Below are 23,516 nucleotides of genomic sequence, written 5' to 3' on the forward strand. Positions count from 1 at the left end.
CATTTGCCCATAGACTAACGGTGTTAGGTTTTGATTTTTGATTGGGCAGGAATACGGTAATGAGCACATCAACAACTTCGACGGAACGCAAAGCGCTGGGCTTGCGGCTCGCGCCTTGGCTGGGATGTCTGGCCATTATTGGGCTGCTGGTTTTGGCGACCACACAGTGGAACGAGTGGACCAGTAGTCGGCGGATACAGAGCACCCAAAATGCCTATGTGAAATCTGATTTTGCGGTGCTCAGTGCCAAGGTGTCGGGCTATGTGAAAGCCTTGCCCTTGGGGGACTATGAGCAAGTCCAGGCGGGGGATTTGATTGCGCAGATTGATCCGGTTGATTACGAATTGGCCGTGGCGGCAGCACAGGCTGATCAGTCCAAGGCGCAAGCTAGTCTGGAAAATCTGGAGGGTGAAATTGCACAGCAACAAGCGCGTATTAAAGAGGCGCAGGCCAAGCTGCGCTCCGTGCAGGTGCGTGTCCGGCAATATCGCAATAATCCTTCGCGTCAGGCAAAGCTGGTCAAGGAAGGTGCTTTGTCACGCCAGGGCTATGAAAATGCCCAGGCTGATTTGGACGAAGCAATCAGCCAAGGGGAAGCCGCAGCGGCGCAAGTGGAGCTGGCCAAAAACTCCTTGAAGGTGTTGCAAGGACAGCGCGCGGTACGTACTGCTGATTTGAAGTCGTCGGAAGCAGCCTTGGAGTCCGCTCGTCGCAATTTGGGCTACACGCGGATTGTGGCCCCCTTTGATGGGGTTTTGAGCAAACGTCATGTGCAGCTTGGCAGCTTGCTGAACCAGGGCACACAGATTGTCTCCATCGTTCCGTTGGAACAGGCCTATGTTGTTGCCAACTACAAGGAAACGCAGCTTGGCCGCGTGCAGCCTGGGCAGCCGGTGGAATTGTCCGTGGATGGCTTGCCTGGAGGTCATTGGCGGGGGCGTGTGGTAGAGATTGCGCCCATGAGTGGAGCCGAGTCCTCTTTATTGCCTGCCGATAATGCTTCCGGAAATTTCACCAAAGTGGTGCAGCGCATACCGGTACGTATCGAGCTTGAGCCTGGCCAGGCACAGTTGGAGCGCCTGCGTCCCGGCATGTCGGCGCAGGCCAGGATCGACACTGCGGGTTCTCCTGTTGCGGCCTATGACATGCCCGGTTTGAAACAGACTCGCCAGTTGGCTGGCGTTCGGGCTCAGGAGGGCTGATCATGCGGTTCTCCCGACTGGTGGCTAATACACAAACTGCTCGTCCTGCCTTGACCGTGATTGCGATCTTTCTGGGTGCGGTCTTGACCACCCTGCAAGGGCGGCTGTTTTCCGCTGCCTTACCCGATTTGCGTGGCCAGTTTGGACTGGATGTGCTGGAAGCTGCTTGGTTGGGAACTGCCTTGAATGCAGCGCAGTTGATCTCCATGCCGATTGCGCCGTGGCTGGCCACCGTTATCGGGCCGACCCGGGTTCTGTTGGCCCCAAGTCTGCTGTTGGGTCTGGTCGCATGGTTGATCCCTTTCTTTGCCCATCACTATCCCGTTCTGCTTGGTTTGCACGCCCTTGCCGGGCTTTGTTTGGGGATCTATCTACCTCTGACGATATCCCTGGCTTTGCGCAGCGTTCATCCTCGATTGTGGTTGGCTGTCATGGCGGCGTACAGCTTGCGTGTTTCAACTGGTATGGATGCGGGCTATGGCACATCCGGTTTTCTACTGGAGGAAGTCAGTTGGCAGTGGGTGTATTGGCCAACTGTTTTTGTGGGGCCATTGATCGCCTTGCTGGCCTGGAAGGCTATCCCGTTGACTCCGGTAGACCGGGTCCAACTGCAAAACGCTGACTGGGGTGGCATGGCCCTGTTTTGTACCGGCTTGGTACTGGCCTTTGTGGGGATAGAGTCGGCCGAACGCCTGGGCTGGAGCGATTCTGGCCTGGTTGTTTCTGCTTTGTTAGGGGGCGGGGTGCTTGTGGTGGCCGCAATAGGGCGTGGCATGCGTAGGCAGAACTCGTTTACCAGCTTGCTGGCTTTGAGCAATCGTAATATTCGTGTGTGCTTGATGATTGCCTGCCTGTTCGGCGTGTTGATGACACCGACGTCTTTGCTGATTCCCGGTTTTCTGAGTCAGATGGGGGATTTGAAACCACTGCAAGCAGGTGCCGCCACCTGGATTGCGTTTTGGGCTTACCTGGCCTCAACCCCGCTGGCGATCTATCTGGGTCGCCGCCTTGAGCCACGCCTGATGATAATTATCGGTTTAAGCATCATCGCTTTCACCGCCTGGTTGGGAACTCATATCAGCCACGATTGGCGAGTAGAGCAGTTTGTCTCGATGCTGATTTTGCAGTCTGTGGGCGAGAGCACCATGTTGATCGGCTTGATTGCTGCTTTCGTAACCAATCTGAATCCTCAATACGGGGTGGCTCTGGGTGTCTATATCCCCATCGCTCGTGTTTTTACGCCTGTCGCTGCTGCCACGTTGGTGTCTGCCTGGCTGCGCATGTCGGGCGATATCAGCCGCAGCAGCCTGAGTAGTTATCTTGTAGAGGGTGATCCTTTGGTGATGGAAAGGGCCTCCTCAGGTTTGGCCGGGTTGGCTCGCATTCTGGCTCGTGAGTCGCAGGTGGCTGCGCAGATCAGTGCCTACACCCTGGTGTTTTGGTGCAGTTTGCTGGCCTTGTGTCTGGCCGTACTTCTGCGTTCCTCACCTCCCAATCCCATCGCGCCTCCCTTTGCTCGCCCTGTTTAGGTCCAGGCTGGGAGCCGTTTTTTTAATCAAGGAGATTCATCATGAAATTAGGTTTATGGACATTGGCTTGCACGGCTTTTATTACCTCGACATCCCTTTGGGCTGCTGACGGATCTGCGCCCGTACAGGAGCAGACCTACAGCAAGAGTCGCGCCCAGGTGGTACAGGAATTGGAGCAGGCTCGGGAACAAGGGCTGATCAGCGTAGCGGCGGATGGCTATCCCAAAGTGCCACGAGGCCTTGCTAACACTCGTGCTCAGGTTGTTCAGGAGTTGCAAGAGGCCCAAGAAGCCGGTTTGCTGGATTTTGCCGACGACGAATATCCGGTCTTGCCTGTCGATGGTACTCATAAAACGCGTCAGCAAGTGGTGCAGGAGCTGGAGCAAGCCAGAAGGCAAGGTCGTCTTTTATATGTAACCCCTTAAGTCTGCCGTTTACTTCATCGTTGCAATAAACCGAGGCTGCGTAAAAGTAGCCTCGGTGTATTTCATAAAACGACTTTGGGTAGACAGGCTTCAGGCCTTGGCCATAGGACGACGCATTAAACGAAGCGCTACCAACACAGACAGGCTCACTACGACGGCACTGAGCAGATAAATCGCTTCAATCCCCCATGTTCCCGCCACGGCACCCAGCGCTGGGCCGGTGATTCCAAGAGAGATATCCAGAAAGGCAACATAGGCACCCATGGCGACACCTCGGCTCTCGGGTGGTGCGCGGCGTACAGCTTCCACACCAAAGCCAGGGAAGGCCAGAGAATAGCCCCATCCGGTCAAGGCTGCGCCCATGTAGGCGATGGCAGGGCTGTGGGCACCCCAGATCAACAACAGGCCCACTGCTTCAATCAGGACACACAACAAGGCAACGCGTGCTCCACCCAATTTGTCGGGAAGGTGACCGAAGAACATCCGGGCGGCAATGAAGGCGACCCCAAAGGCGGTGAAAGCCAGGGAGGCATTGCCCCAGTCCCGATCTGCAAACAGCAGGGCGACAAAGGCCGTCAAACTCCCAAAGCCGACACTGCACAGCAGCAGACCCATGCCAGCGCCCCAAACCAGGCTTAGCACTTTGTAGAAAGGGGTGCGACGCAAAGCGGTAGGGGCCGTGGCGCGTACTTTTAGCAGTAGGGGCAAAGACAATAAGGGCAAGAGCGTGACGGCAAGGGAAATCCCTTCAAAGCCATAGTCCTGATTGACGGTCACGCCCAAGGGGGCACCAACGGCATACGCACCATACATGGCCACGCCGACCCAGGCCATGACTTTGCCTGCGTTTTGAGGACCAACCAGACCAATGCCCCAGCTCAAGGCTCCGGTCACGATCAGGCTTTCACCGCAGCCCAGCAGAATACGACCGATAACCAGCACCCAGACGGACAGGGTGGGCGTGCTGACAAAGCTTAAAGAAGCCAGATAGGCCAAGCCGGACAGACACATGATCATCAAGCCCAGGATCATGGCGTGCTTGGAGCCTTGCGTGTCGGCCAGATTGCCCGCCCAGGCACGCGAGAGCAAAGCCGCTGCGAATTGAGCGCCAATGACCAGGCCGACGACCAGGGTGCTCATCTCCAGGACATTATGTACATGCAAAGGCAGCACGGGTAAGGGCAGACCGATGCTCAGAAAACTGATGAACACGGCCAGGGTAATAGGAAGCAGCGTTAAAAAAACATTGGCAGCAGGGGGAGACTGCGCCGTGGAGGTGGCTTGGGCCGATTGAGGTACTGACATTAAGAAACTCCAAACATGAGTAATTGCTCGATATTTAAGATAATATGAATAATTGCTCACATCGAAAACTCGCATTCGGAGTCTTTATGCCAACGCTGCCTCAAGCCAGACGTATCCCTCGTCAAAGCCGTTCCCGGGCTTTGGTGGAAGCGATTTTGGAGGCTACGGCTCGCGTTTTGTCCGAGCGTGGCTATGCAGGCACCAATACCAATGTGGTCGCGGAAGTGGCTGGGGTCAGTGTTGGCTCGGTGTATCAGTACTTTCCCAACAAGGACTCCCTGATTGCCGCTTTGCACGAGCGTCATGCCTTGCAAATGAACACGGCGATGGAAAGTAGTCTGGCCGATACGCAGTCCTTGGGTTTGCGGGGGCGTTTGAGTGATCTGGTCAAAGCCTGGTTGGCCGCGCATCGGGTGGACCCGGAATTGCATCGGGTGCTGGAAAAGGATTTTCCCTTCTTTGATGCGCCCGCCACGGAGAGTCAGGCAGATCAAAGTATTCGTGATCGTATTCGTCAGTTGCTGGAAGAGCATCGCAGTGAGGTCGCTCCGCAGGATCTGGATTTAGCCACCTGGGTGGTGATGCAAAGTCTGGAGTCCCTGATTCATGGCGCGATCATTCCACCCGGTGTGCCGTATCCACCGGAACAGGTAGAAGAGGCCATTGTGGATTTACTGTGTGGTTATTTGGGCTGTGCCAGCTCGGCTTGAGGTTTCAGACAGTCACTCCTGTGCAGTAAAAACAAAAGCGCCATCCCGATCAGGATGGCGCTTTTTTATGCTTCAGTTTGCTCGGAAACAGGATTGCGTGGTCTGTTTAGGCCTGCCGCCCAATTTCTTCCATCGCTTCCTGAATTTCCAGCCATTCTTCTTCCAGCGTTTGATGTGTCTTGGTGAGTTCACCATGCTCAGTCATCAAGGCGGGACGTTGGTCCTTGTAGCTATCCGAATAAAAGTCGGGGTCCTGCATCAGGGTATCCAGCTCCTGCAAACGCAGTTGCGCTTTCTCCATGGCCGACTCCACTTTCTTCAAGCGGCTTTCCAGCGGTTTACGTTGCAAGGCCAGGCGTTGACGTAGCTCCGCTTCCTGACGGCGTTGCGTTTTGCGGTCTGTGCCATCGCTGCCGGAATCCGCCCGTGCTTCCTGGCGAGCCTCTGAGCGTGATTGCGCACTGCGTGCCAGTAGCCAGTCGCGGTAGTCTTCCAGGTCGCCGTCAAATTCCTGAACCTGGCCATCAGCCACAATCCAGAAGGAATCAACAGTAGAGCGCAGCAAATGACGATCGTGCGACACCAGCAGTACGCTGCCGCCGTAATCGGCCAAGGCAGTGGCCAGGGCTTCACGGGTATCCACATCCAAGTGGTTGGTTGGTTCGTCCAGCAGGAGCAGGTTGGGTTTTTGCCAAACGATCAGGGACAGGGCCAGACGTGCCTTTTCACCACCGGAGAAGGGGGCGGTCAGGCTGGTGACCATATCACCGCTGAAACCGAAAGAACCCAAGTAGTTGCGCAACTCCTGTTCACGCACATCGGGAGCCAGACGCGCCAGATGTTGCAAAGGGGTGGCGTCCGGGTCAATCGAGTCCAGTTGGTGCTGGGCAAAGTAGCCAATTACCAGACCCTTGGATTCCAGGCGTTCGCCCTTGATGGGTTCCAGCTTGCCAGCCAGGGTTTTGACCAGCGTGGACTTACCCGCGCCGTTCATCCCCAAGATACCCACACGGGCACCGCCGCGCACCATCAGGCGGACTTGGCTCAAAATGGGGTTTTCCTGACCGGGGTAACCCAGATCAGCCTGATCCAATGTCAGCAAGGGATCGGGTGTGTACTCGGGCGAGGGGAGGCGAATGGAAACGCTTGAGTCGTCGCGCAAGAGCGTTACGGTCTGCATGCGGGCCAAAGCCTTGACGCGGCTTTGCGCCTGCTTGGCTTTGGTGGCCTGGGCCTTGAAGCGGTCAATAAAGCTTTGCAGACGCGCAGCTTCACGGGTTTGACGTTCGTAGGCGATCTGGCTTTGTTGTACGCGCTCGGCACGCTGCACCAGAAAGTCGTTATAGCCGCCTTTGTAGCGAACCAGCTTGCCTTGATCCACGTGCAGAATCGAACGGGCCACGGCATCCAGAAACTCGGTGTCGTGCGAAATAAGCAATACGGTGCCGGGGTAGGACGTCAGCCAGCGCTCCAGCCAGAGCATGGCGTCCAAGTCCAGGTGGTTGGTCGGTTCGTCCAGCAAGAGCAGGTCAGAAGGAGCCATCAGGGCGCGGGCCAGGGACAGGCGCATTTGCCAGCCGCCGGAGAACTCGCGCACGGGCAGCATCCACTGATCGGGACGGAAACCCAGACCGGCCAGCAATTGCTCGGCACGCGAAGGCGCGGACCAGGCATCGGCTTCAATCAGGGCATTTTCCAGTTCGGCAATGGTCTGGCCATCGCTATCGGGCGTGTTGGCGCGTTTTTCCTGCAAGGCACGCAAACGCTCGTCGCCGTCGATAACGAATTCGCGGGCAGGGCGGTTACGGTCAGGGATGGTCTGACGCACACTGGCTACTTCCCAGACCTCGGGGATGCTCAGGTCACCCCCATCCAGATCCAGTTCGCCTTGCAGCAAGGCAAACAGCGAGGATTTCCCTGCGCCGTTCTTACCCACAATCCCCAAGCGTTCGCCCGGGTTGACGATGAAATCGGTATTGTCCAGCAGGACTTTGACGCCGCGACGCAGCGTAATTCCAGTTGCGCGTATCACAGAGCCAGTTGCTCCCGGCTAAGCAAGAGAATCTGGTCTTCAGCGGTTTCGGTGCTTAGCCAGATAGGCTCCAGCTCCGGGAAGGCGGCGACGAAATTGTCGTACTCATTGCCGATTTCCAATACCAGCACACCTTCGGGTGACAGGAAGTTGGGGGCAGCTTCCAGAATGCGGCGTACCAGGTCCATGCCGTCGTCACCGCCAGCCAGAGCCAGTTGTGGCTCGTGTTTGTATTCCTGCGGCAAGCACTGCATGGACTCCTCGTTGACGTAAGGAGGGTTGCAGATAATCAGGTCGTAAGCGGTCTGTGGAAGCTGGTCCAGCAGATCGCTTTTGTACAGGCTCATGCGATCGTTCAGGTCGAACGCATCAATATTGGATTGGGCAACTTCCAGCGCCGCATCAGACAGGTCAACGGCATCAACCTGCGCTTGCGGGAAGGCCAGCGCGGTCAAAATAGCCAGGCAGCCTGAGCCGGTGCACAAATCCAGGGCATGGTAGACGGCGTCAGGGTCGGCAATCCAGGGTTGCAGTTGCTCGGCCAGCAGTTCGGCAATGGGAGAGCGCGGCACAATCGTGTCTTCCGTGACGCGGAAACGATGGCCTTGCAGCCAGGCTTCGCCAGTCAGGTAGGCGGCGGGCACGCGCTCGTTACAGCGGCGGGCGACCAGAGCCAGATAGGCAGCCCGTTCGCTTTCCAGCACGGTGGCGTCCAGATATGGGTCCAGCGTGTCCAGCGGCAGATGCAGGGTGTGCAACAGCAAATACGCGGCCTCGTCCCAGGCATTGTCGCTGCCATGGCCAAAGGCCAACTGGCAACGATTGAACTGGCTGACGGACCAGCGTAGTAAGTCGCGCACAGTGCGCAGTTCCTGCTGGGCTTCCAGCAGGGAGGAATTGTCGATGCAAGGGCTTAACAAAGCAGGGATTCCAATGTACGGCGATAAATGTTTTTAAGAGGCTCAAGATCCGCAACAGCAACGTGCTCGTTGATCTGATGGATGCTGGCATTGAGCGGGCCAAATTCGACCACTTGAGGGCAGATTTTAGCGATAAAGCGGCCGTCCGAGGTGCCGCCTGTCGTAGACAGATCGGTTTCCACGCCGGTTTCGGCTTCAATGGCCAGGCGCAGTGCCTGGCTCAAGGGGCCCGCTTCGGTCAGGAAGGGCTCGCCACCCAGGGTCCACTCCAACTGGAAGTCCACGCCGTGACGTTTCAGAATGGATTCGACTTCGGCTTGCAGACCGGCAGGCGTCTGCTCGGTGGAGAAGCGGAAATTGAAATGTACATCCAGTTGGCCAGGGATCACATTGCCCGCGCCAGTGCCCGCGTGGATGTTGGAGATCTGAAAGCTGGTGGGCGGGAAGTCGATATTGCCTGCGTCCCACATACGGTCTGTCAATTCATGCAGCGCGGGGGAAAACACGTGCAGCGGGTTGATCGCCAATTGCGGGTACGCCACGTGGCCCTGACGACCTTTCACGATCAGATGACCGGACAAGGAGCCGCGACGGCCATTTTTGATGGTGTCGCCCAATTGACGCGAGCAAGTGGGCTCGCCCACGATGCAGTAGTCCAACTGTTCGCCACGCTCTTTCAGAACGCGGCAGACATGCACGGTGCCATCGGTTGCGGGGCCTTCCTCATCCGAGGTCAGCAGCAGGGCAATCGATCCCTTATGTTCAGGATGCGCTTGGGTGAACTCTTCAACGGCATGAATAAAGGCGGCAATCGAGGCCTTCATATCCGCAGCGCCACGGCCATAAAGCTGGCCATCACGCACAGTGGGCTCAAAGGGAGGGGAGTCCCACGCGGCTTCCGGGCCAGTGGGAACGACATCCGTATGGCCTGCAAAAACAAACAAAGGCCCCTGGGTGCCACGGCGGGCCCACAGGTTGGAGACCGGGCCGCTGGGCAGATGCTCCAGGCTAAAGCCCGCGTGCTCCAGCCGTGCGCCCAGCCATTGCTGGCAATGGGCGTCCTCGGGGGTGACCGAGGGGCGGGCGATCAGGGCTTTCAGGGTGTCTAGTACAGAAAAGTCAGTGCTCATGTTCAGGCGCGAAGTAAATCATTAATACTGGTCTTGGCGCGGGTGCGAGCATCCACACGCTTGACGATGATGGCGCAGGCCAGGCTATACAGCCCATCGGCCGAAGGCAAGGAACCAGGAACCACCACCGAACCGGCAGGGACACGGCCTTGATAAATCTTGCCCGTTTCGCGCTCGTAAATTTTGGTGCTTTGCGACAGGAAAACGCCCATGGCCAGCACCGAGTTCTCTTCTACGATGACCCCTTCCACCACTTCAGAACGGGCACCGATAAAACAGTTGTCCTCAATGATAGTGGGGTTGGCCTGCAACGGCTCCAATACCCCACCAATGCCGACGCCACCCGACAGGTGTACATGTTTGCCAATCTGGGCGCAGGAGCCGACGGTGGCCCAGGTGTCCACCATGGTGCCTTCACCGACATAGGCGCCGATGTTGACGAAAGACGGCATCAGGACGACATCCGGGGCGATATAGGCCCCTTGGCGGACCACGGCACCGGGAACAGCGCGAAAGCCTGCCTGGGCAAACGCGGCCTGGTCATGCTGCTCGAACTTCAGCGGCACCTTGTCATAGAAGGGAGCGGGTTCGCTGGTCATGACGCGGTTCTCCTTGATCCTGAAGGACAGGAGAATCGCTTTTTTGACCCAGTCATTGACCTGCCACTGTCCGTCGATCTTTTCCGCCACACGCAGGGAACCGTAATCCAGCTTTTCGATCACGGTATGGATGGCCGTGCGCAGTTCAATGCTGTGTTCTTGGGGGGAGAGGGAAGCTCGTTGTTCCCACGCCGATTCGATCAGACTTTGGAGGTCGCTCATAGGCTAGGCTCTGTGAATGCAGGCCGTCATTGGCAGTATCGGGATACAGAAGGCGCATGATGCGCGGTTTACCACCGCAGCGGCCGAGCTTGAATGGAGGCAACAGGATAACCGAGTCTGCCCCTTCCATGCACGGTTTTATGGCTTTCTTTGTCGCTTTTGAGGGCAGATGCGTGTGGAATGCAGGCTGTCAGCAAGGGCAGGAGGACGGCCGTGCTGACCGGGTGAGTTCCATATGTAGACGTGACGGTTCAGGTCACGAATAGCGGTTTTGGGATTTGCATGTTTACTTTATTACTGAAGTTTTTTTTCTGTTTTCTTGTTGTTCGATAATTATTTTATTTTTGCTCTCGTTTTCCTTATCGCAGCTATTTCATTTTTTTATTGTTGCTGCTATTCAATTAAATCATTCGCGTAATCAAGTATTTCAAGATAATAAAAAATAAGCACAGATTGCCATGCAAGCCTTGTGCGAAATGCTTGGGAGAGGTCTGGCTTCGGGATGTGTGTCACCTGATGGTATAGCCTGCTTCTTTCTCGTCTGCCTCTGTAGGACTCATGGATAAAGAATTTTAACCCTTTTGTATATGGGGTTATTTCTCTGCCTGTGTTGAGGGTGATAGGACGTGCTGTCATGCACTTTTATTCGGTTGCGCTTTTTACATTTTATAAAATTTATTGATTTTTTATCTGCCTAGAATAATTACGAGGTTTTCAATTTTTGCCGTTTTTGTTCTTGTTTCTTCATTCAAACGGAGGGGTTATGAGATCGATTCTTTTATGGCTCTTGGGTGTCCCTATCCCTATCATCATTTTGCTGGCCCTGTTTTGGCACTAAGGTGCTTGCGATCACAATCTGAAATAAGGAATCATCATGGCTACAACGCAATTTGGTTCGGATGCAGGTTTGAGTACGCAGGCCGTAGCGGAGTCCTCGCATTCCGCCGTGTCTTGGGGCGCGATCATCGGGGGGGCCGTCATTGCTGCTGCGCTGACGGTGACCTTGCTGGTGGGCGGGACAGGTCTGGGCTTCATGGCGATCTCCCCCTGGAGTAATGACGGGGCCTCGGGTACGACTGTGGCTATTGGCACGATTATCTGGCTCTTTGTTACGCAGATCATCGCTTACGGTATTGCCGGTTATGTCACGGGGCGCTTGCGTACCAATTGGACTGGCGTGCATGGCGATGAAGTGCATTTCCGTGACACGGCGCATGGCTTTCTGGTCTGGGCTGTGACGGCGGTTGTCAGTGTCTTCATGTTGGGTTCAGGCGTCGCCTCGCTGGTGTCGGGTACGGCACAGGCAGGTGCCAATCTGGCGGGGGCAGGGGTTGGTGCGGCGTCGGCTGTAGTGGGTCAGGCAGGGAAGGATCAGGCTCAAGGTCCAGGCCTGGGCTACTTCACGGATACCTTGTTGCGACCAGCGGATCCTGCCAATGCACCTGCACAGGCGGGTAATCCTGAGCGTGAAGTCAGCCGAATTCTGGCTCGTAGCTTGAAGGAAGGTGAGGTGTCTCAGCAGGATCAGGATTACTTGCTGCGTTTGGTTGCCAACCGAACAGGTTTGACCCCCGAACAGGCCAAGGAGCGTTTGGATTCGGTGCAGAAGCAAGCCAAGGAAACAGCGGACAAGCTGGAGCAACAAGCACGCGAAGCGGCAGACACTGCTCGCAAGGCAGCCGCTGCGTTTGCATTGTGGGCGTTTGCATCCTTGCTGGTGGGAGCCTTTGTGGCAAGCCTGGCCGCAACCATCGGTGGACGGGCTCGTATTACGCGTTAAGCCCTATATGTGACGTCAGGCCGCTTATCAGTTGAGGCGGGCAGTGCAAGGCCCCCGGATTTCAGAGCTCCGGGGGCCTTTTTGTCTCTGCTTCAATCAGAGGGCGGCTTAGGAAAATGTGTCAGGGAGCACGAATGAAGTTGCTGGGAGCCTGTCCTAAACGGCGACGAAACATGGTGGAAAAAGCGCTGGAACTGTCATAACCCAAATCCAGTGCAATCTGCGTTACCGATTGCCCGGCAGACAGCTTGGCCAAGGCGGCCAGCAGGCAGGCTTGTTGTCGCCATTCACTAAAACTCATGCCGGTTTGTTGCCGGAACAAACGGGTGAAGGTACGCAGGCTTTTATTGAGTTGCTCGGCCCATTGCTCGGGCGTGCTTTGAATATTGGGCTGACTTAGGAAGGCTTTGCACAGCTTGGCCAGGGATGGGTCTTGAGGGATAGGAGCAAAGAGCGGCATGGTTTGCGCCAGTCCGACTTCGTGCAAGAGCAATTGTGCCAAGGCTCCGTCACGACCATCCTCATCGTACAAAGCGGGCAAGGCCAGGGACGCCAGGAGCAAATGATGCAGCAAAGGCGTAATGACCAGGACTTCACAGTGAGAGCCAGGGCGGGGGGCCGCCTGCGGCTCTATATATAAGCTGCGCGTGCTGGCGCTTTGCATGCGTACGCGATGACGTTTCCCAGCCGGAATCCAGACGCCACTATATGGCGGTATTACCCAGGCACCATCGTCGGTTTCCACCTCCATCAAGCCTGTCATGGCATAGAGCATTTGCGCCCGTCGGTGTACGTGAAAGTCCAGCAGTGTGCCTGGGGCATAGTCCGTGCCAATGGCCAGCAATGGGCGGGGGGTGGTATCCACGCTATCCAGTCGTACATTGTGCATAAAACAGTCTCTGGCCGAAATGAGAATATTGTTGACCGGTTTTAGCATGCCAGCCATATCGGGGCGACCTATTCTTAGGCTTTGCAATGTCTTTTGATTCGTGATCATGTATTTTCTATTGCTGTTTTTTGGTTTGCTTGCTGGGGTGACCACCGTGCTGTTTGGTTTCGGTGGCGGCTTTGTGGTGGTCCCTGTGCTGTATTCGGTGCTGATCGGCATGTATGGCGTGGACAGCCAGATGGGGCAGGCCGCCATGCACATCGCGGTCGCTACTTCTACCTGCGTGATGATTTTTGGTGCCGGGCTGTCCACCTGGCGACATCACAAGGCAGGAACGGTGCCTTGGGAACAAGTGCGTCCTTTGCTCTTGTTTATTGCTTTGGGGGCGATTCCCGGTGCAGCGGCCGCCATGGCCTTGAGTGGTTCATGGGTGCGTTGGGTCTTTGTGGTGTATCTGGGCCTGACGATTCTTGATGGTCTGTTTCGCTCGGGTTTTACGCAGGAATCGCGCAACGCCGTGCGTCCTTTAAGCAAGGCGGCCAGTACCGGAGCCGGTTTGCTGATTGGCGCAATTGCGGCCTTTTTGGGTGTGGGAGGCAGTGTGATTACGGTGCCCCTGATGCGCCGACGCGGTGCGAGCATGACGGCAGCGACGGCAGCGGCGAATCCCTTGTCCTTGCCGATGGCAGTCGTAGGGAGCCTGACTTATGCCATGCTGGCCTGGGATACGGACTCTTTGGGACCCTGGCATGTGGGGTATATCGATCTGCGTGCATGCCTGGTTCTGGTGGGAGGCTCCTGGCTGGGGATTCGTTTTACTTCGCGCTGGATTGGCAAAATCCCTGACAGTCTTCATGCCAAGGCTTACATCGCCTTGTTAGGTCTGGTGTTTTTGGTGATGTTGCTGGTCTAAGCCTTGTCAGACCACGCTGTCTGTTATCTGCTGCCTTTTCCTGAATGCTGACGGAGCCGGGTCTCAGGCCCTGAAACTTGTGTTTTTTTGTTTACTGCGGCCAGCCTTACGCCTTAAGAAGCCAAATTCTTCCCTATACTGGGCAGCACAGAACAAACGGGAGTAGGGCAGCATGACAGCAGAAATTGCGGTGGTCTTGGGGCTGGCTTTAATAGCGATTGTTTTGTTTGCCACTGAAAAACTCAGAATTGATGCTATCGCTTTGATGGTCTTGAGCGCTTTGGCCGTTCTGGGCCTGGTGACGCCAGAGCAGGCGGTCGGTGGCTTCAGTAACCCGGCCACGATTACGGTGGCGGCCATGTTTGTCTTGGCGGCCGGGCTGCAAAATAGCGGGGCACTGTCGGGGATTGGGGATTTGCTTGGCAAAGCCCGCTCTCCGTTTCAGTTTCTGCTGGTCCTGTTTCTGGTCCTGGCGGTGATTGCTCCCTTCGTCAATAACACGGCGGTGGTGGCGGTGTTCATTCCCCTTGTGATGGCGGCCAGTGCGCGGATAGGCATGTCTGCTTCCAAAGCGCTGATTCCCTTGTCCTACGTTTCCCAAATGGCCGGTGTCTGTACCTTGGTCGGGACCTCTACCAACCTGCTGGTCAATGCCATTGCCCGTGATCTGGGCCATCCCGGTTTCACCATGTTCGAGTTCACCTCGCTGGGGGTGATTTGCATGGTCGTCGGTTGTATTTACTTGCTGACGATAGGGCGCTGGTTGTTGCCTGATGCGCGTGGGGGTGAACTGGTCGAACAATACGATCTGGGTAAATACATTACCGAGCTGCGGGTGATGCCAGACTCCTCCCTGATCGGCCAATCGGTAGGGGATGCCAAATTAGGTGAGCAATACGGTGTTTTTGTATTGGAGCTGCTGCGTGGTGATACCAAAGTGTGGGGGCCACGCGAACAAAAGATCGAACCGGATGATGTGCTGCTGGCGCGTGGGGACTGGACCAAGCTGGATGAGTTGCGTAAAGAAGCGGGCCTGGAAGTGGATCCGCAGTTCAAGCTGGAACAACAGTCTTTTGAACAAGTCGATCAGGTCTTGACCGAGGTGATGATTGCACCGCGTTCGCGTATCAGTGGTCGTACCCTGGGTAGCCTGGGGGCGGGCTGGCACAAGAACGCTACGGTGTTGGGGATTCATCGTCGTGGTCAGGTCTTGCGCGAGCAATTGCGAGCGGTGCGTTTGCAGGTTGGCGATATCTTGTTGATGTTGACCCCGGCGGCAGAGGCGGCCGATTTGCGGGCTGACGGGAATATCATTGTGCTCTCGGAGCGCGAAGCTGAAAAAGAAATGGGCTGGCGTGCGCCCTTTGCCCTGGTCACGATGGCCCTGGTGATTGTGTTACCGGCCCTGGGCTGGGTGCCGATCAGCATCACTTCCTTGGTGGGGGCGGTGGCCATGACATTAGCAGGCTGCTTGAAGGCGGATGAGGTGTACGACGCCATTGACTGGCGCATCATCATCCTGATGGCAGGCCTGTTGCCCTTGGGCATGGCCATGAGTGAAACCGGTGCTGCCCAGTTTCTGGTGGAAAACACGGTGGGTTTGGTGAAATCGTTCGGGCCCTTGACCGTGTTGGCCGTGGTGTACCTGATGGCCTTGATGCTGACGGAGTTCATGAGCAATGCCGCCGCGGCCGTGTTGTTGACCCCGATTGGGATGTCCACCGCCAAAATGATGGATGTCGACCCCACTCCTTTTCTGATTGCTGTTACCTTTGCGGCGTCAACCAGCTTTGCCACGCCTGTGGGCTATCAGACCAACACTATGGTGTATGGTGCAGGTGGGTATCGATTTACGGATTTTCTGAAAGTAGGCCTGCCCCTGAACCTGATTTTCTGGGTCTTGGGCGTGGCGCTTATTCCCATTTTCTGGCCTTTTTAAGCTAACCCTTATTGCTTGCTGTCACCATAAAAATAAAGGAGATTGGAACGATGACGAGTCATGCCACTTCAGCCATGCCTACCCTGGACCCTCAGATTGCTCAAGCGGTGCAAGACAGTTTTGCCCGCCAGCAAGCCATGAGTCTGATTCGCGCCACTATGCCTATTGTGGACACGGGCCTGGTCGAAATTCACCTACCGCACTGGGAAGGTGTACAGCAACAGCATGGTTTTGTGCACGGTGGTGTGGTGGGGATGATTGCCGATTCGGCAGGTGGCTATGCCGCCATGAGCTGTACGCCCCTGGGGGCCAGTGTTTTGAGCGTGGAGTACAAGCTGAACTTTCTGGCACCAGCCCAGGGCCAGTCTTTAATTGCGCGTGGCTCGGTGGTGCGTCAGGGTCGTAGTCTGATTGTGACGCAGGCCGAAGTGTTTGCCGTGCAAGAGGGCAAACACACCTTATGTGCGCTGATGCAGCAAACGATTATGGTCTTGCCCCAAAGGGCAGAGCAAACCTGATTACAGACTCAGATCGCCCGAGGAGTCACGCTGTTTTTTGTGATTCTTGCAGCGGTAGCTAAGCAGCAGTACCCATAAGGTCGCCATGCACAGGCCATACAGCATGGCACCGTAGGAGACAGAAATATCGATACCGCAGACGCGTGAAAAACGGTCTGCCGTATCACAGATATTTTTAATCGCCACTACAAACAAGACCGTGTTGACGGCCATGGCCAGGCAAGCGGAAACTGCTTTTTCTGCCCAGACCAGACTGGCCACCGCCAGAATGGACAAAGGCATCAAAGAGTTGAGCACACTGGTGTGCCAGGCTGAATAAGCCTGGGAGGTATTGAGCAAACTTTCGGTGACGTGCGCAAAGGGAAAGAGCCACAGAACAAGCAAAGCAGCGCACAGGAAAAAGATCAGTTTCCTGGTGGTGATGTTGAACACGATTAAGGTAAAAGTTTGCTTTATGAGGATTTTGAGTGTAACTGAACTGTTTTATGCTTAAAGACAAGTTATGTAAATTTCTCGACACAATTTGCGATAATTTAGTTACTTGAATATGGCATAAACCGCAGAAAGTTCGAATTTAATCACGTTTTCGTGACAAATCGACCATTTTTGTTTGTAAGTGTCCGCGTGCTGCCCGCCAGAGGGCAGACTTGTATGATGGCTTTCATGATGAACAAGGCAGGAGTCAAGAAGATGAAAACTTCCGTATGGTGTTTGAGTGTCACCTTAAGCGTGTTGGCCTTGCCCGCCTGGGCGGCTAATCCGGCATGCCAATACCGGGCTGCCGAGATTCAGAACCAGATTGAATACGCCCGTCAGCATGGCAATACCCATCGAGAGCGTGGTTTGGAGCGCGCTTTGGTGAATGTGCAGATGCATTGCAAGGATGCGGATCTGCTGCGTGACAAGCAGGAAGAAATCCGCGAGCAAGAAGAGGATATTCAGGAGCGCCTTGAAGAGATCGCCGAGAAGCGTTCTGAGGGGCGGCAGGACAAAGTGCAGAAGCTGGAGAAAAAACTGGACCGTGACCGCGCCAATCTGGAGCAATTGCAGGATGAGCTTAAGGAGTTGCAGGAACTGGGGGCCCAATAAGGGGCTCCTTGATGTCCTGAACCTATTCTGCCCAGTTAGCTGTATGCGTCAAAAAAGACGGGCTTCAGAAGGAAATACGTGCTCCCTGTGGGGGCACGTCCTTTTGAAATAGAAAGGACTGCTTATAATCACAGGTGCAGCCGGCGCAATGATGTAGGCCGACCAAGCATAAAACAAGAGTGGTATGAGCAGAAAGAACACAGGTCGTAGCGTTAAAAAACCCAGTAGTAGAAAGAAGGCCGGGCAGGCAAGCCCGTCCCGATTTTTAAAGTCTGTCCTTGCCGCAGCCCTGACCAGCTTCGGGATTGCAACGGCCTGGCTTCACCCCCAAGGCCTGAACTGGCAAAGCCTTGAGCCGTTTTTGGTGTCTCTGGGTTGGCCCACGGCGATCCAGCAGAATAGTGCACCAGTACCGGCTTCGGTAGATGGCTATGTCCAAACCTCCTTTGCGCAATGTCCCCAGTTTTTTCCGGGTTCACGACCTGTGGTGCCGATGGCGTACACGCAAAGAGAGCTGTGCTTCAGCTCTTTTGCGATTTTGCATAGTGGGCAAACCAAAACCCCGGTGTTTGTCGCGCAGCGCTTGAATCGGCAACAGATTCAGTCTGCCAAAGGGTTGAAACGTACCGATCGCTTTTACGCGGAAGGCCGCTTGCCCCAGGCGGAGCGGGCCGAGTTGAATGATTATCGGGGCTCGGGTTTTTCACGCGGGCATATGGCGCCAGCCGGGGATATGGCTTCTGAGCAAAGCATGGCTCAAAGTTTTTCTCTGGCCAATATGGTGCCGCAGAACCAGATTCACAACGCCGGTCCTTGGAACAAGATCGAGGCGGATACGCGTAAATATGTCTCCCGTGCAGCGGGCAATGTGTATGTCTTCACTGGCCCTGTGTACGAGCGCAATGCGTCGACGATAGGCTCCAGTCAGGTTGCTGTTCCCAGTCATTTATTCAAGCTGGTTTACGATGCCACCACACGGCGTTCCTGGGTGCATTGGCAAGCGAATCAGGCCTCGACGCGTGTGGGGCCACCCATCAGTTACGAGGAGTTTGTACGCCGCACCGGTTTGCATTTGCTGCCCGATTCCAGCCTGAAAACCTCCGGCTAAAAATCGGGCTGCCACGTGGAGGTGCCAATCCACTTGAAGGCTGGAAGTTATAAATTGCAAATTAGGCACCCAAAGAATCGACTCGCTTCAGGGCCTCGGGGTACAGTGCGTCTAGTGTCCGCCATCTGCTTTGGTGCTGATGTGTGGTCAATGCAATAAAGATTTTTCGTGGGGAAAATAACATGATGGTTCGACGACTGTTTCAGAGTGCCGCGGTGCTGAGCTTGGCTGTTTTGATGGCGGCTTGCTCCACGACCAGACCCGGTGGCGGCCCCGTGTCAAAACTCTTTAACGAATGTACCTGGGATCGTGAGTCCTGCATGCACGAAGGCCGTTATGAACCCGGTGAAACCGAGTACGCCGAACGCGAAGCGCGGGACTTGAACCGCCAATCTGCTGCACGGTTGCGTCGCAGCGGTCTTTAAAACCTTTCACGGCAGTGCCGGACGTATGCAGTAAAGCGGGGTGCTGACCGTGATTCGTGAGCTTTTGGAACGCAGGCAAATCACCATTTATTTTGTGGCGATGTTGCTGGCCGCAGTGATGGCCAGTCTTTGGCTAATGCCACCTGGCCTGATCGACTGGATCAACCCGGCCTTGGCGTTCATGTTGTATGTCACCTTTCTGCAGGTGCCTGTCGCTCAGTTAGGCAAAGCGCTGACTCAATTGCGCTTTCTGGCCGTTTTGCTCCTGGCCAACTTTTGCCTGATCCCTCTTCTTGTCTTTGCGCTGATGCCCTTGCTGCCAGATCACACCATGCTGCGTTTGGGTGTGCTGCTGGTCTTGCTGGCTCCTTGCATTGATTACGTCGTCACTTTTGCACAGTTAGGTCGGGCTGATGCCCGTGTGCTTCTGGCGGCCACGCCGGTGTTGCTGATTGTGCAGATGCTGCTCCTGCCGGTGTTTTTGAAGCTGGCGCTGGGAGAGCAGTTTGGTGTGTATATCAAGGCGGGGCCGTTTCTGGATGCCTTTCTTTTTCTGATTCTGATTCCTTTGCTGCTAGCGGGGGCGACCCAATATCTAGCGGGTAAAAACCGTCGCTGGGCGCAGATCCAGACGGGTTTGGGATTGGCGCCCGTTCCGGCCACTGCTTTGGTGCTATTCATTGTGGTGGCTGCTGTTTTACGGCAATTGGAACCCGCGCTGGATGTCTTGTGGCGCGTGTTGCCAGTGTATGTGCTGTTCGCCTTTCTGGCTCCCATCATTGGCTGGATGCTGGCGCGGCAAGCGCGTCTGGCCGTCCCTTTGCGACGTGCCGTGGCTTTCAGCAGTGCGACTCGCAATTCTTTGGTGGTGCTGCCTTTGGCCTTGGCGATTCCGGGTGCTTTGCCTTTGCTGCCAGCCATCATTTTGACGCAGACTTTGGTAGAGCTGCTGGCGCAGTTGGTCTACGTGCGCGTGTTGGCTCGCTGGGGCCAAAACGAGCAGGTGTGAGCGGTTTCTTGAACAAGCTGTTTATGGGTTGATAGGCTTCATTTCTAGCGGTCTTGCGGCAAACTTGTTTGCCTTCTCAAGTTGTTGATTAAAAGAGATTTTGCTTGGCAGTGTATTGATTCTATTCCCACGATTGAGACGGACGATCTTGCCGCCAAATGCCCGTGCAAACCGCCTGTTTTTCAGCATGAATTTCCACTGGAAAACCGCCGCAAAATTGCGCGGTTTTTCCTTATAGAGCTTATAAAAAAAACCGCATGGCGATTTCGTAGCCAAGCTCTATGATCTGCTCCGCCTCCACGCTGAGTGCAACATCATGTTGCGGGCATGTTCTGTGTCCGCCTTCTATTCTTTAGGAAATCTTCAAAATGCTAGTTGCCGCTTTTCTGGCGTTTGCAGGCCTGTGCCTGTTCGTTAATGGTGTTCGTCTCTACTATTCTGAAGGTCATCACGCAGGCAGACTGGTGGACGCAAAAGATGCTGCGATCGTTAATCTGTTCACAGCCGTGTTGGGCTTTATCTGCATGTCCCATATTCTGAATCCGGCTAACAGCACGGTGTATTCCCCTTTGTCGGCCATTTACCTGGGCCTGTTTGCCCTGACCTATTTCTGGGTGGGCGTGAACGCCTTCACAGGCAGTGATGGCCGTGCGCTGGGCTGGTACTCCTTGGTGGTCGCCTGCATTGCCGTGCCAGCGGCCTTGACCAATCTGAGCCTTGCCGAGCGTATTTTTGATTACTGGCAGGTTGTAAGCTGGCTGTCGTGGGCGGTGTTGTGGTTCATGTTCTTCTTGTTATTGGTCCTGAATAAGCCTATTGCTCGTTTGACGGGGCTAGTCTCGGCGGTGCAAGGTGTTTTGACGGCCTTGTTGCCTGCATTGCTGTATTTCTGGGGTGTCATTTAGCACGGACTTGTGGCTTTTTCCCCCTTCCTGGGTGTGATTGGAATCAGAAACGGCTGCCAGATCTGGCAGCCGTTTTGTAATGCACACTCAAACAGCTTGGTGCTTATTTAGTGTGATAAGTATTCAACAACACTGCTCCTTCGCCTACTAAAGACAACTGATCTCCCGGATTTCTTAGCGGACAGTTCGTCATGGACAAGCACCCACAGCCAATACAGCTATCCAGCTCATCGCGTAGCTGGGTCAAGCTGTGAATCCGCTCATTTAGCATGTCACGCCAGCGGGTGGAGAGCCGCGCCCAGTCTTTGGCGTTCAACGGTTTGCCAGTGGGCAAATCGTCCAGTGCATCCTTGATGGTAGCTAGGGGAATGCCAGCGCGTTGGGCAATTTTGATCACCGAGATTTTGCGTAGTACCTCCCGGTGATATCGGCGCTGATTGCCCTCACTGCGCCATCCCTGAATCAATCCCTTGGCCTCGTAATGATGAACCGTTGCAATAGTGACTCCACTGCGACGTGCAACTTCGCCTACAGATAGTGGGATGGTAATGTCGATTTTCATCGTGTCTGAATCTCTTGACCTCATCTATGCATGAGGTTTTATAAAGGACGACTCCTGCTCATGCAAGCTCTTTGAGTGGCTGGGCTACCTTATCAAGAATGAGTCGAGATTTTATGAAGAATCAGCAAGCCCCTGTGGGCGAGATGCCCGTGGCAGACCTCCAGTTGCCTGACCATGAAGGGCAGGGCTCCCCTAGTCAGGCGGCTGCCTGGGGAGATTTACTGTCGGGTGCCAATGCCATGCGTGCCCTTGTTCTGGCAGGTGGCGTGGTTTTACATGCGGTGAATGTCTATATTGCGACCACCATTCTGCCGACGGTGGTGCAGGATATTGGTGGCCTCGATCTGTACGCCTGGAATACCACTCTTTTTGTTGTGGCCTCCATTCTGGGTTCCGCCTTGTCCCCCAAATTATTGGCGCTGACAGGTCCTAAAGGCAGCTACGGTGTGGCGGCGGTGATCTTTGCCGTGGGGGCTGTGATTTGTGCGGTGGCACCGACCATGTCTATCCTCCTGTTTGGACGTTTCGTTCAGGGCGTAGGGGGCGGTTTTCTCTTTGCCTTGGCCTACGCCATGATTCGTCTGGTGTTCGATGAACCACTCTGGCCGCGAGCGATGGCCCTGGTCTCAGGGATGTGGGGCGTCGCAACGCTGACAGGTCCAGCTATCGGTGGGATGTTTGCGCAGTGGGGAATGTGGCGTGCTGCGTTTGGGTCCGTGGCCGTGATTGCGGTTATTTTTGCAGTGTTGGCCTCGGGCGTGTTGCCCAGGCGAGAGCAGCAGGGTGGTGCTGCGGCCAAGGTATCTATCCCATTGATTCAATTGGCACTGTTGACGCTTGCTGTTCTGGCGATATCCACAGGTAGTACCTCGTCCGATGTGCTGCAAAATGTCCTGAGCCTGGGACTCGCCGGAATCCTGGGTGTGGCCTTGGTAGTGGTTGAGAAACGCTCGCCTAATAAGCTGCTGCCGTCGGGGACGTTTCAATTCCGTTCTGCGATTGCTACCTTGTACATCGTGATGTCTTTGTTGGTGCTGACAGTCACCAGCGGCGAGGTTTTTGCACCACTGTTTCTGCAAATCTTGCATCAGCAATCCCCATTGGTTGCAGGTTATTTGGCCGCCTTGATGGGGGCGGGATGGACGGTAGGGGCTGTCATCAGTTCCGGCTTAAGTGGGCAAGCCATTCAGCGTGCAATTTTGGCTGGTCCGGTTTTTGGGCTGCTGGGCATGGTGGGGCTGGCAGTCTTGGTGCCTGTCACGAGTGGGGGAATGTATTGGGATTTGGCTCCGATTTGTCTGGCATTGGCCTTGATTGGCGTGGGCGTGGGATTAGCCTGGCCGCATTTGTTAATGCGAGTCTTGAAGGCGGTTTCCCCCCAGGAGCAGGAATTGGCGGGAGCCTCGATTACAACTATTCAGCTTTTTGCGACAGCAACCGGGGCCGCTCTGGCAGGGATGATCGCAAATGCGGGTGGATTAATTGATCCCGGTGGAATAGAGGGTACGAGTCAGGCCGCCAGCTATTTATTTGGGGTGTTTGCGGTGGCGCCACTTGTCGGGATTGTGGTGGCCAGGAACTGTCGGGGATAAATTCGGTCTGATTGAGTAGGTGCTTGTTAATATCCTTTTATTTATAGCCAGTTTTTTTTTAATATTTATTGATTTGATTGGCTATCTTTGTATTTCACTAGGGTTAATACTAAAGAGCTCGTGAATTCCCGCTCATTGATATAGTATTTAGGGAAATGATCGTTAGGCTCTGCATTTTTAATTCTTTAGTGAAGGAGGTTAGGACGTGAGTGCTGTACCCAATCCCAATCCCAATCCGGCCCCCAAGCCTGGTCCGGAGCCTAAACCAATGCGTTGGCCTAGTGATTTTCCGGGTAAGCATGACAGGCAGGACTAATCATGCATTCGACTGAAAAAGCCGCTCTGATGAGAGCGGTTTTTTTGTCTGTGGATTGCCCGCGAGGAGGCGTCGTAGAGAGTGATCGGGGAACTGTTAAGTCTGCCACTAGGGCGCTGATCGCGAGTGTACTGGCCTTGGCGCCGGAGGAGGGCATAAGCTAAAAGAGCCAGAAGTCACTCGCGATTTATTGAGTAGATATTAATGGCGACACTAAAACATCCTGAGTGGATGCGGCGGTAATGGTGCTATTTGTTTTGCTAACAATATTACTAATAGTGACGCTGCTTAGTAATGAATTATGCCTTGGAATTATTAAGGGAGTGATCTTTGAGCCCTGAATTTATTTGAATTAAATATTGGTCTGTTTAATCAACGGTTTTTTTGATGATGTGAA

23 protein-coding genes are annotated in these 23,516 nt (G+C 55.0%); 14 read left to right on the top strand and 9 right to left on the bottom strand.

Annotation, left to right across the window (positions count from 1 at the left end; all coding sequences use genetic code 11):
- Positions 1-59 precede the first annotated feature (59 nt).
- From OSH09_RS01680 to OSH09_RS01690, 3 genes are read left to right on the top strand one after another with little or no spacing between them, the layout of a single operon-like run.
- Positions 60-1,202, top strand: a complete 1,143-nt coding sequence (locus OSH09_RS01680) for an HlyD family secretion protein (RefSeq protein WP_266119945.1) — start codon at positions 60-62, stop codon at positions 1,200-1,202.
- Between the two features lie 2 nt (positions 1,203-1,204).
- Entirely contained in the window at positions 1,205-2,731 is a 1,527-nt protein-coding gene (locus OSH09_RS01685; RefSeq protein WP_266119946.1) for an MFS transporter, read from the top strand.
- 41 nt (positions 2,732-2,772) lie between these two features.
- Positions 2,773-3,156: a DUF4148 domain-containing protein gene (locus tag OSH09_RS01690; RefSeq protein ID WP_266119947.1), complete on the top strand. Its 384-nt coding sequence runs from the start codon at positions 2,773-2,775 to the stop codon at positions 3,154-3,156.
- A gap of 90 nt (positions 3,157-3,246) precedes the next feature.
- Here the strand turns inward: OSH09_RS01690 and OSH09_RS01695 are convergent, their stop codons facing one another.
- Positions 3,247-4,461: an arabinose transporter gene (locus OSH09_RS01695; protein ID WP_266119948.1), complete on the bottom strand. Its 1,215-nt coding sequence runs from the start codon at positions 4,459-4,461 to the stop codon at positions 3,247-3,249.
- Positions 4,462-4,547: 86 nt separating this feature from the next.
- Between OSH09_RS01695 and OSH09_RS01700 the strand changes: the two genes are divergently transcribed.
- Positions 4,548-5,171: a TetR/AcrR family transcriptional regulator gene (locus tag OSH09_RS01700; protein ID WP_266119949.1), complete on the top strand. Its 624-nt coding sequence runs from the start codon at positions 4,548-4,550 to the stop codon at positions 5,169-5,171.
- A 106-nt stretch (positions 5,172-5,277) separates the two neighbouring features.
- On the opposite strand, the gene OSH09_RS01705 is transcribed toward OSH09_RS01700, so the two are convergent.
- From OSH09_RS01705 to dapD, 4 genes are read right to left on the bottom strand one after another with little or no spacing between them, the layout of a single operon-like run.
- A complete protein-coding gene (locus tag OSH09_RS01705; protein WP_207873998.1) occupies positions 5,278-7,203 on the bottom strand; it encodes an ABC-F family ATP-binding cassette domain-containing protein in 1,926 nt (641 codons plus the stop codon).
- Positions 7,200-8,123: a 50S ribosomal protein L3 N(5)-glutamine methyltransferase gene (gene prmB / locus OSH09_RS01710; protein ID WP_207873999.1), complete on the bottom strand. Its 924-nt coding sequence runs from the start codon at positions 8,121-8,123 to the stop codon at positions 7,200-7,202. The genes OSH09_RS01705 and prmB overlap by 4 nt, the downstream gene beginning before the upstream one ends.
- Positions 8,117-9,253 (bottom strand): succinyl-diaminopimelate desuccinylase, encoded by a 1,137-nt coding sequence (gene dapE, locus OSH09_RS01715; RefSeq protein WP_266119950.1) that lies wholly within the window; start codon positions 9,251-9,253, stop codon positions 8,117-8,119. Before dapE ends, prmB begins: the two co-directional genes overlap by 7 nt.
- A gap of 2 nt (positions 9,254-9,255) precedes the next feature.
- Positions 9,256-10,074, bottom strand: a complete 819-nt coding sequence (gene dapD, locus OSH09_RS01720) for a 2,3,4,5-tetrahydropyridine-2,6-dicarboxylate N-succinyltransferase (protein WP_207874001.1) — start codon at positions 10,072-10,074, stop codon at positions 9,256-9,258.
- Positions 10,075-10,948: 874 nt separating this feature from the next.
- On the opposite strand from dapD, the gene OSH09_RS01725 reads away from it, so the two are divergent.
- Positions 10,949-11,854, top strand: coding sequence for a hypothetical protein (locus tag OSH09_RS01725; protein WP_207874002.1), 906 nt, complete (start codon positions 10,949-10,951; stop codon positions 11,852-11,854).
- Between the two features lie 121 nt (positions 11,855-11,975).
- On the opposite strand, the gene OSH09_RS01730 is transcribed toward OSH09_RS01725, so the two are convergent.
- Positions 11,976-12,743: an AraC family transcriptional regulator gene (locus OSH09_RS01730; protein ID WP_266119951.1), complete on the bottom strand. Its 768-nt coding sequence runs from the start codon at positions 12,741-12,743 to the stop codon at positions 11,976-11,978.
- 106 nt (positions 12,744-12,849) lie between these two features.
- Between OSH09_RS01730 and OSH09_RS01735 the strand changes: the two genes are divergently transcribed.
- The 3 genes from OSH09_RS01735 (at position 12,850) to OSH09_RS01745 (ending at position 16,113) form a co-directional block, all read left to right on the top strand.
- Entirely contained in the window at positions 12,850-13,656 is an 807-nt protein-coding gene (locus OSH09_RS01735; RefSeq protein ID WP_266119952.1) for a sulfite exporter TauE/SafE family protein, read from the top strand.
- A gap of 172 nt (positions 13,657-13,828) precedes the next feature.
- A complete protein-coding gene (locus OSH09_RS01740) occupies positions 13,829-15,595 on the top strand; it encodes an SLC13 family permease (protein WP_266119953.1) in 1,767 nt (588 codons plus the stop codon).
- Positions 15,596-15,645: 50 nt separating this feature from the next.
- Positions 15,646-16,113 carry a PaaI family thioesterase gene (locus tag OSH09_RS01745; RefSeq protein WP_243430255.1) on the top strand — a complete coding sequence of 156 codons (468 nt, stop codon included), beginning with the start codon at positions 15,646-15,648 and terminating at the stop codon, positions 16,111-16,113.
- Here OSH09_RS01745 and OSH09_RS01750 read toward each other — a convergent pair whose 3' ends face one another.
- On the bottom strand, positions 16,114-16,545 hold the full coding sequence (locus tag OSH09_RS01750) for a DUF202 domain-containing protein (RefSeq protein WP_266119954.1): 432 nt from the start codon (positions 16,543-16,545) through the stop codon (positions 16,114-16,116).
- Between the two features lie 258 nt (positions 16,546-16,803).
- On the opposite strand from OSH09_RS01750, the gene OSH09_RS01755 reads away from it, so the two are divergent.
- From OSH09_RS01755 to OSH09_RS01770, 4 genes are all read left to right on the top strand, one after another.
- On the top strand, positions 16,804-17,202 hold the full coding sequence (locus OSH09_RS01755) for a DUF1090 domain-containing protein (RefSeq protein ID WP_207874007.1): 399 nt from the start codon (positions 16,804-16,806) through the stop codon (positions 17,200-17,202).
- Between the two features lie 184 nt (positions 17,203-17,386).
- On the top strand, positions 17,387-18,310 hold the full coding sequence (locus tag OSH09_RS01760) for a DNA/RNA non-specific endonuclease (RefSeq protein WP_266119955.1): 924 nt from the start codon (positions 17,387-17,389) through the stop codon (positions 18,308-18,310).
- Between the two features lie 182 nt (positions 18,311-18,492).
- Positions 18,493-18,735 carry a hypothetical protein gene (locus OSH09_RS01765; protein ID WP_207874009.1) on the top strand — a complete coding sequence of 81 codons (243 nt, stop codon included), beginning with the start codon at positions 18,493-18,495 and terminating at the stop codon, positions 18,733-18,735.
- A gap of 100 nt (positions 18,736-18,835) precedes the next feature.
- The gene (locus tag OSH09_RS01770) at positions 18,836-19,744 is read left to right on the top strand and encodes an arsenic resistance protein (protein WP_376912143.1); all 909 of its coding nucleotides are present in this window, start codon (positions 18,836-18,838) and stop codon (positions 19,742-19,744) included.
- A gap of 21 nt (positions 19,745-19,765) precedes the next feature.
- On the opposite strand, the gene OSH09_RS01775 is transcribed toward OSH09_RS01770, so the two are convergent.
- Complete coding sequence (locus OSH09_RS01775) at positions 19,766-20,020, bottom strand: hypothetical protein (protein ID WP_266119956.1); 255 nt, start codon at positions 20,018-20,020, stop codon at positions 19,766-19,768.
- A gap of 92 nt (positions 20,021-20,112) precedes the next feature.
- Between OSH09_RS01775 and OSH09_RS01780 the strand changes: the two genes are divergently transcribed.
- Positions 20,113-20,649, top strand: a complete 537-nt coding sequence (locus OSH09_RS01780) for an AmiS/UreI family transporter (RefSeq protein WP_266119957.1) — start codon at positions 20,113-20,115, stop codon at positions 20,647-20,649.
- Between the two features lie 103 nt (positions 20,650-20,752).
- Here OSH09_RS01780 and soxR read toward each other — a convergent pair whose 3' ends face one another.
- Positions 20,753-21,211 (bottom strand): redox-sensitive transcriptional activator SoxR, encoded by a 459-nt coding sequence (gene soxR, locus OSH09_RS01785; protein ID WP_266119958.1) that lies wholly within the window; start codon positions 21,209-21,211, stop codon positions 20,753-20,755.
- A gap of 143 nt (positions 21,212-21,354) precedes the next feature.
- On the opposite strand from soxR, the gene OSH09_RS01790 reads away from it, so the two are divergent.
- Positions 21,355-22,803: an MFS transporter gene (locus OSH09_RS01790; RefSeq protein ID WP_376912142.1), complete on the top strand. Its 1,449-nt coding sequence runs from the start codon at positions 21,355-21,357 to the stop codon at positions 22,801-22,803.
- Positions 22,804-23,516 lie beyond the last annotated feature (713 nt).

It is taken from the genome of Alcaligenes parafaecalis (genome assembly GCF_026344135.1).
In the GTDB taxonomy this organism is placed as follows: domain Bacteria; phylum Pseudomonadota; class Gammaproteobacteria; order Burkholderiales; family Burkholderiaceae_B; genus Alcaligenes; species Alcaligenes parafaecalis.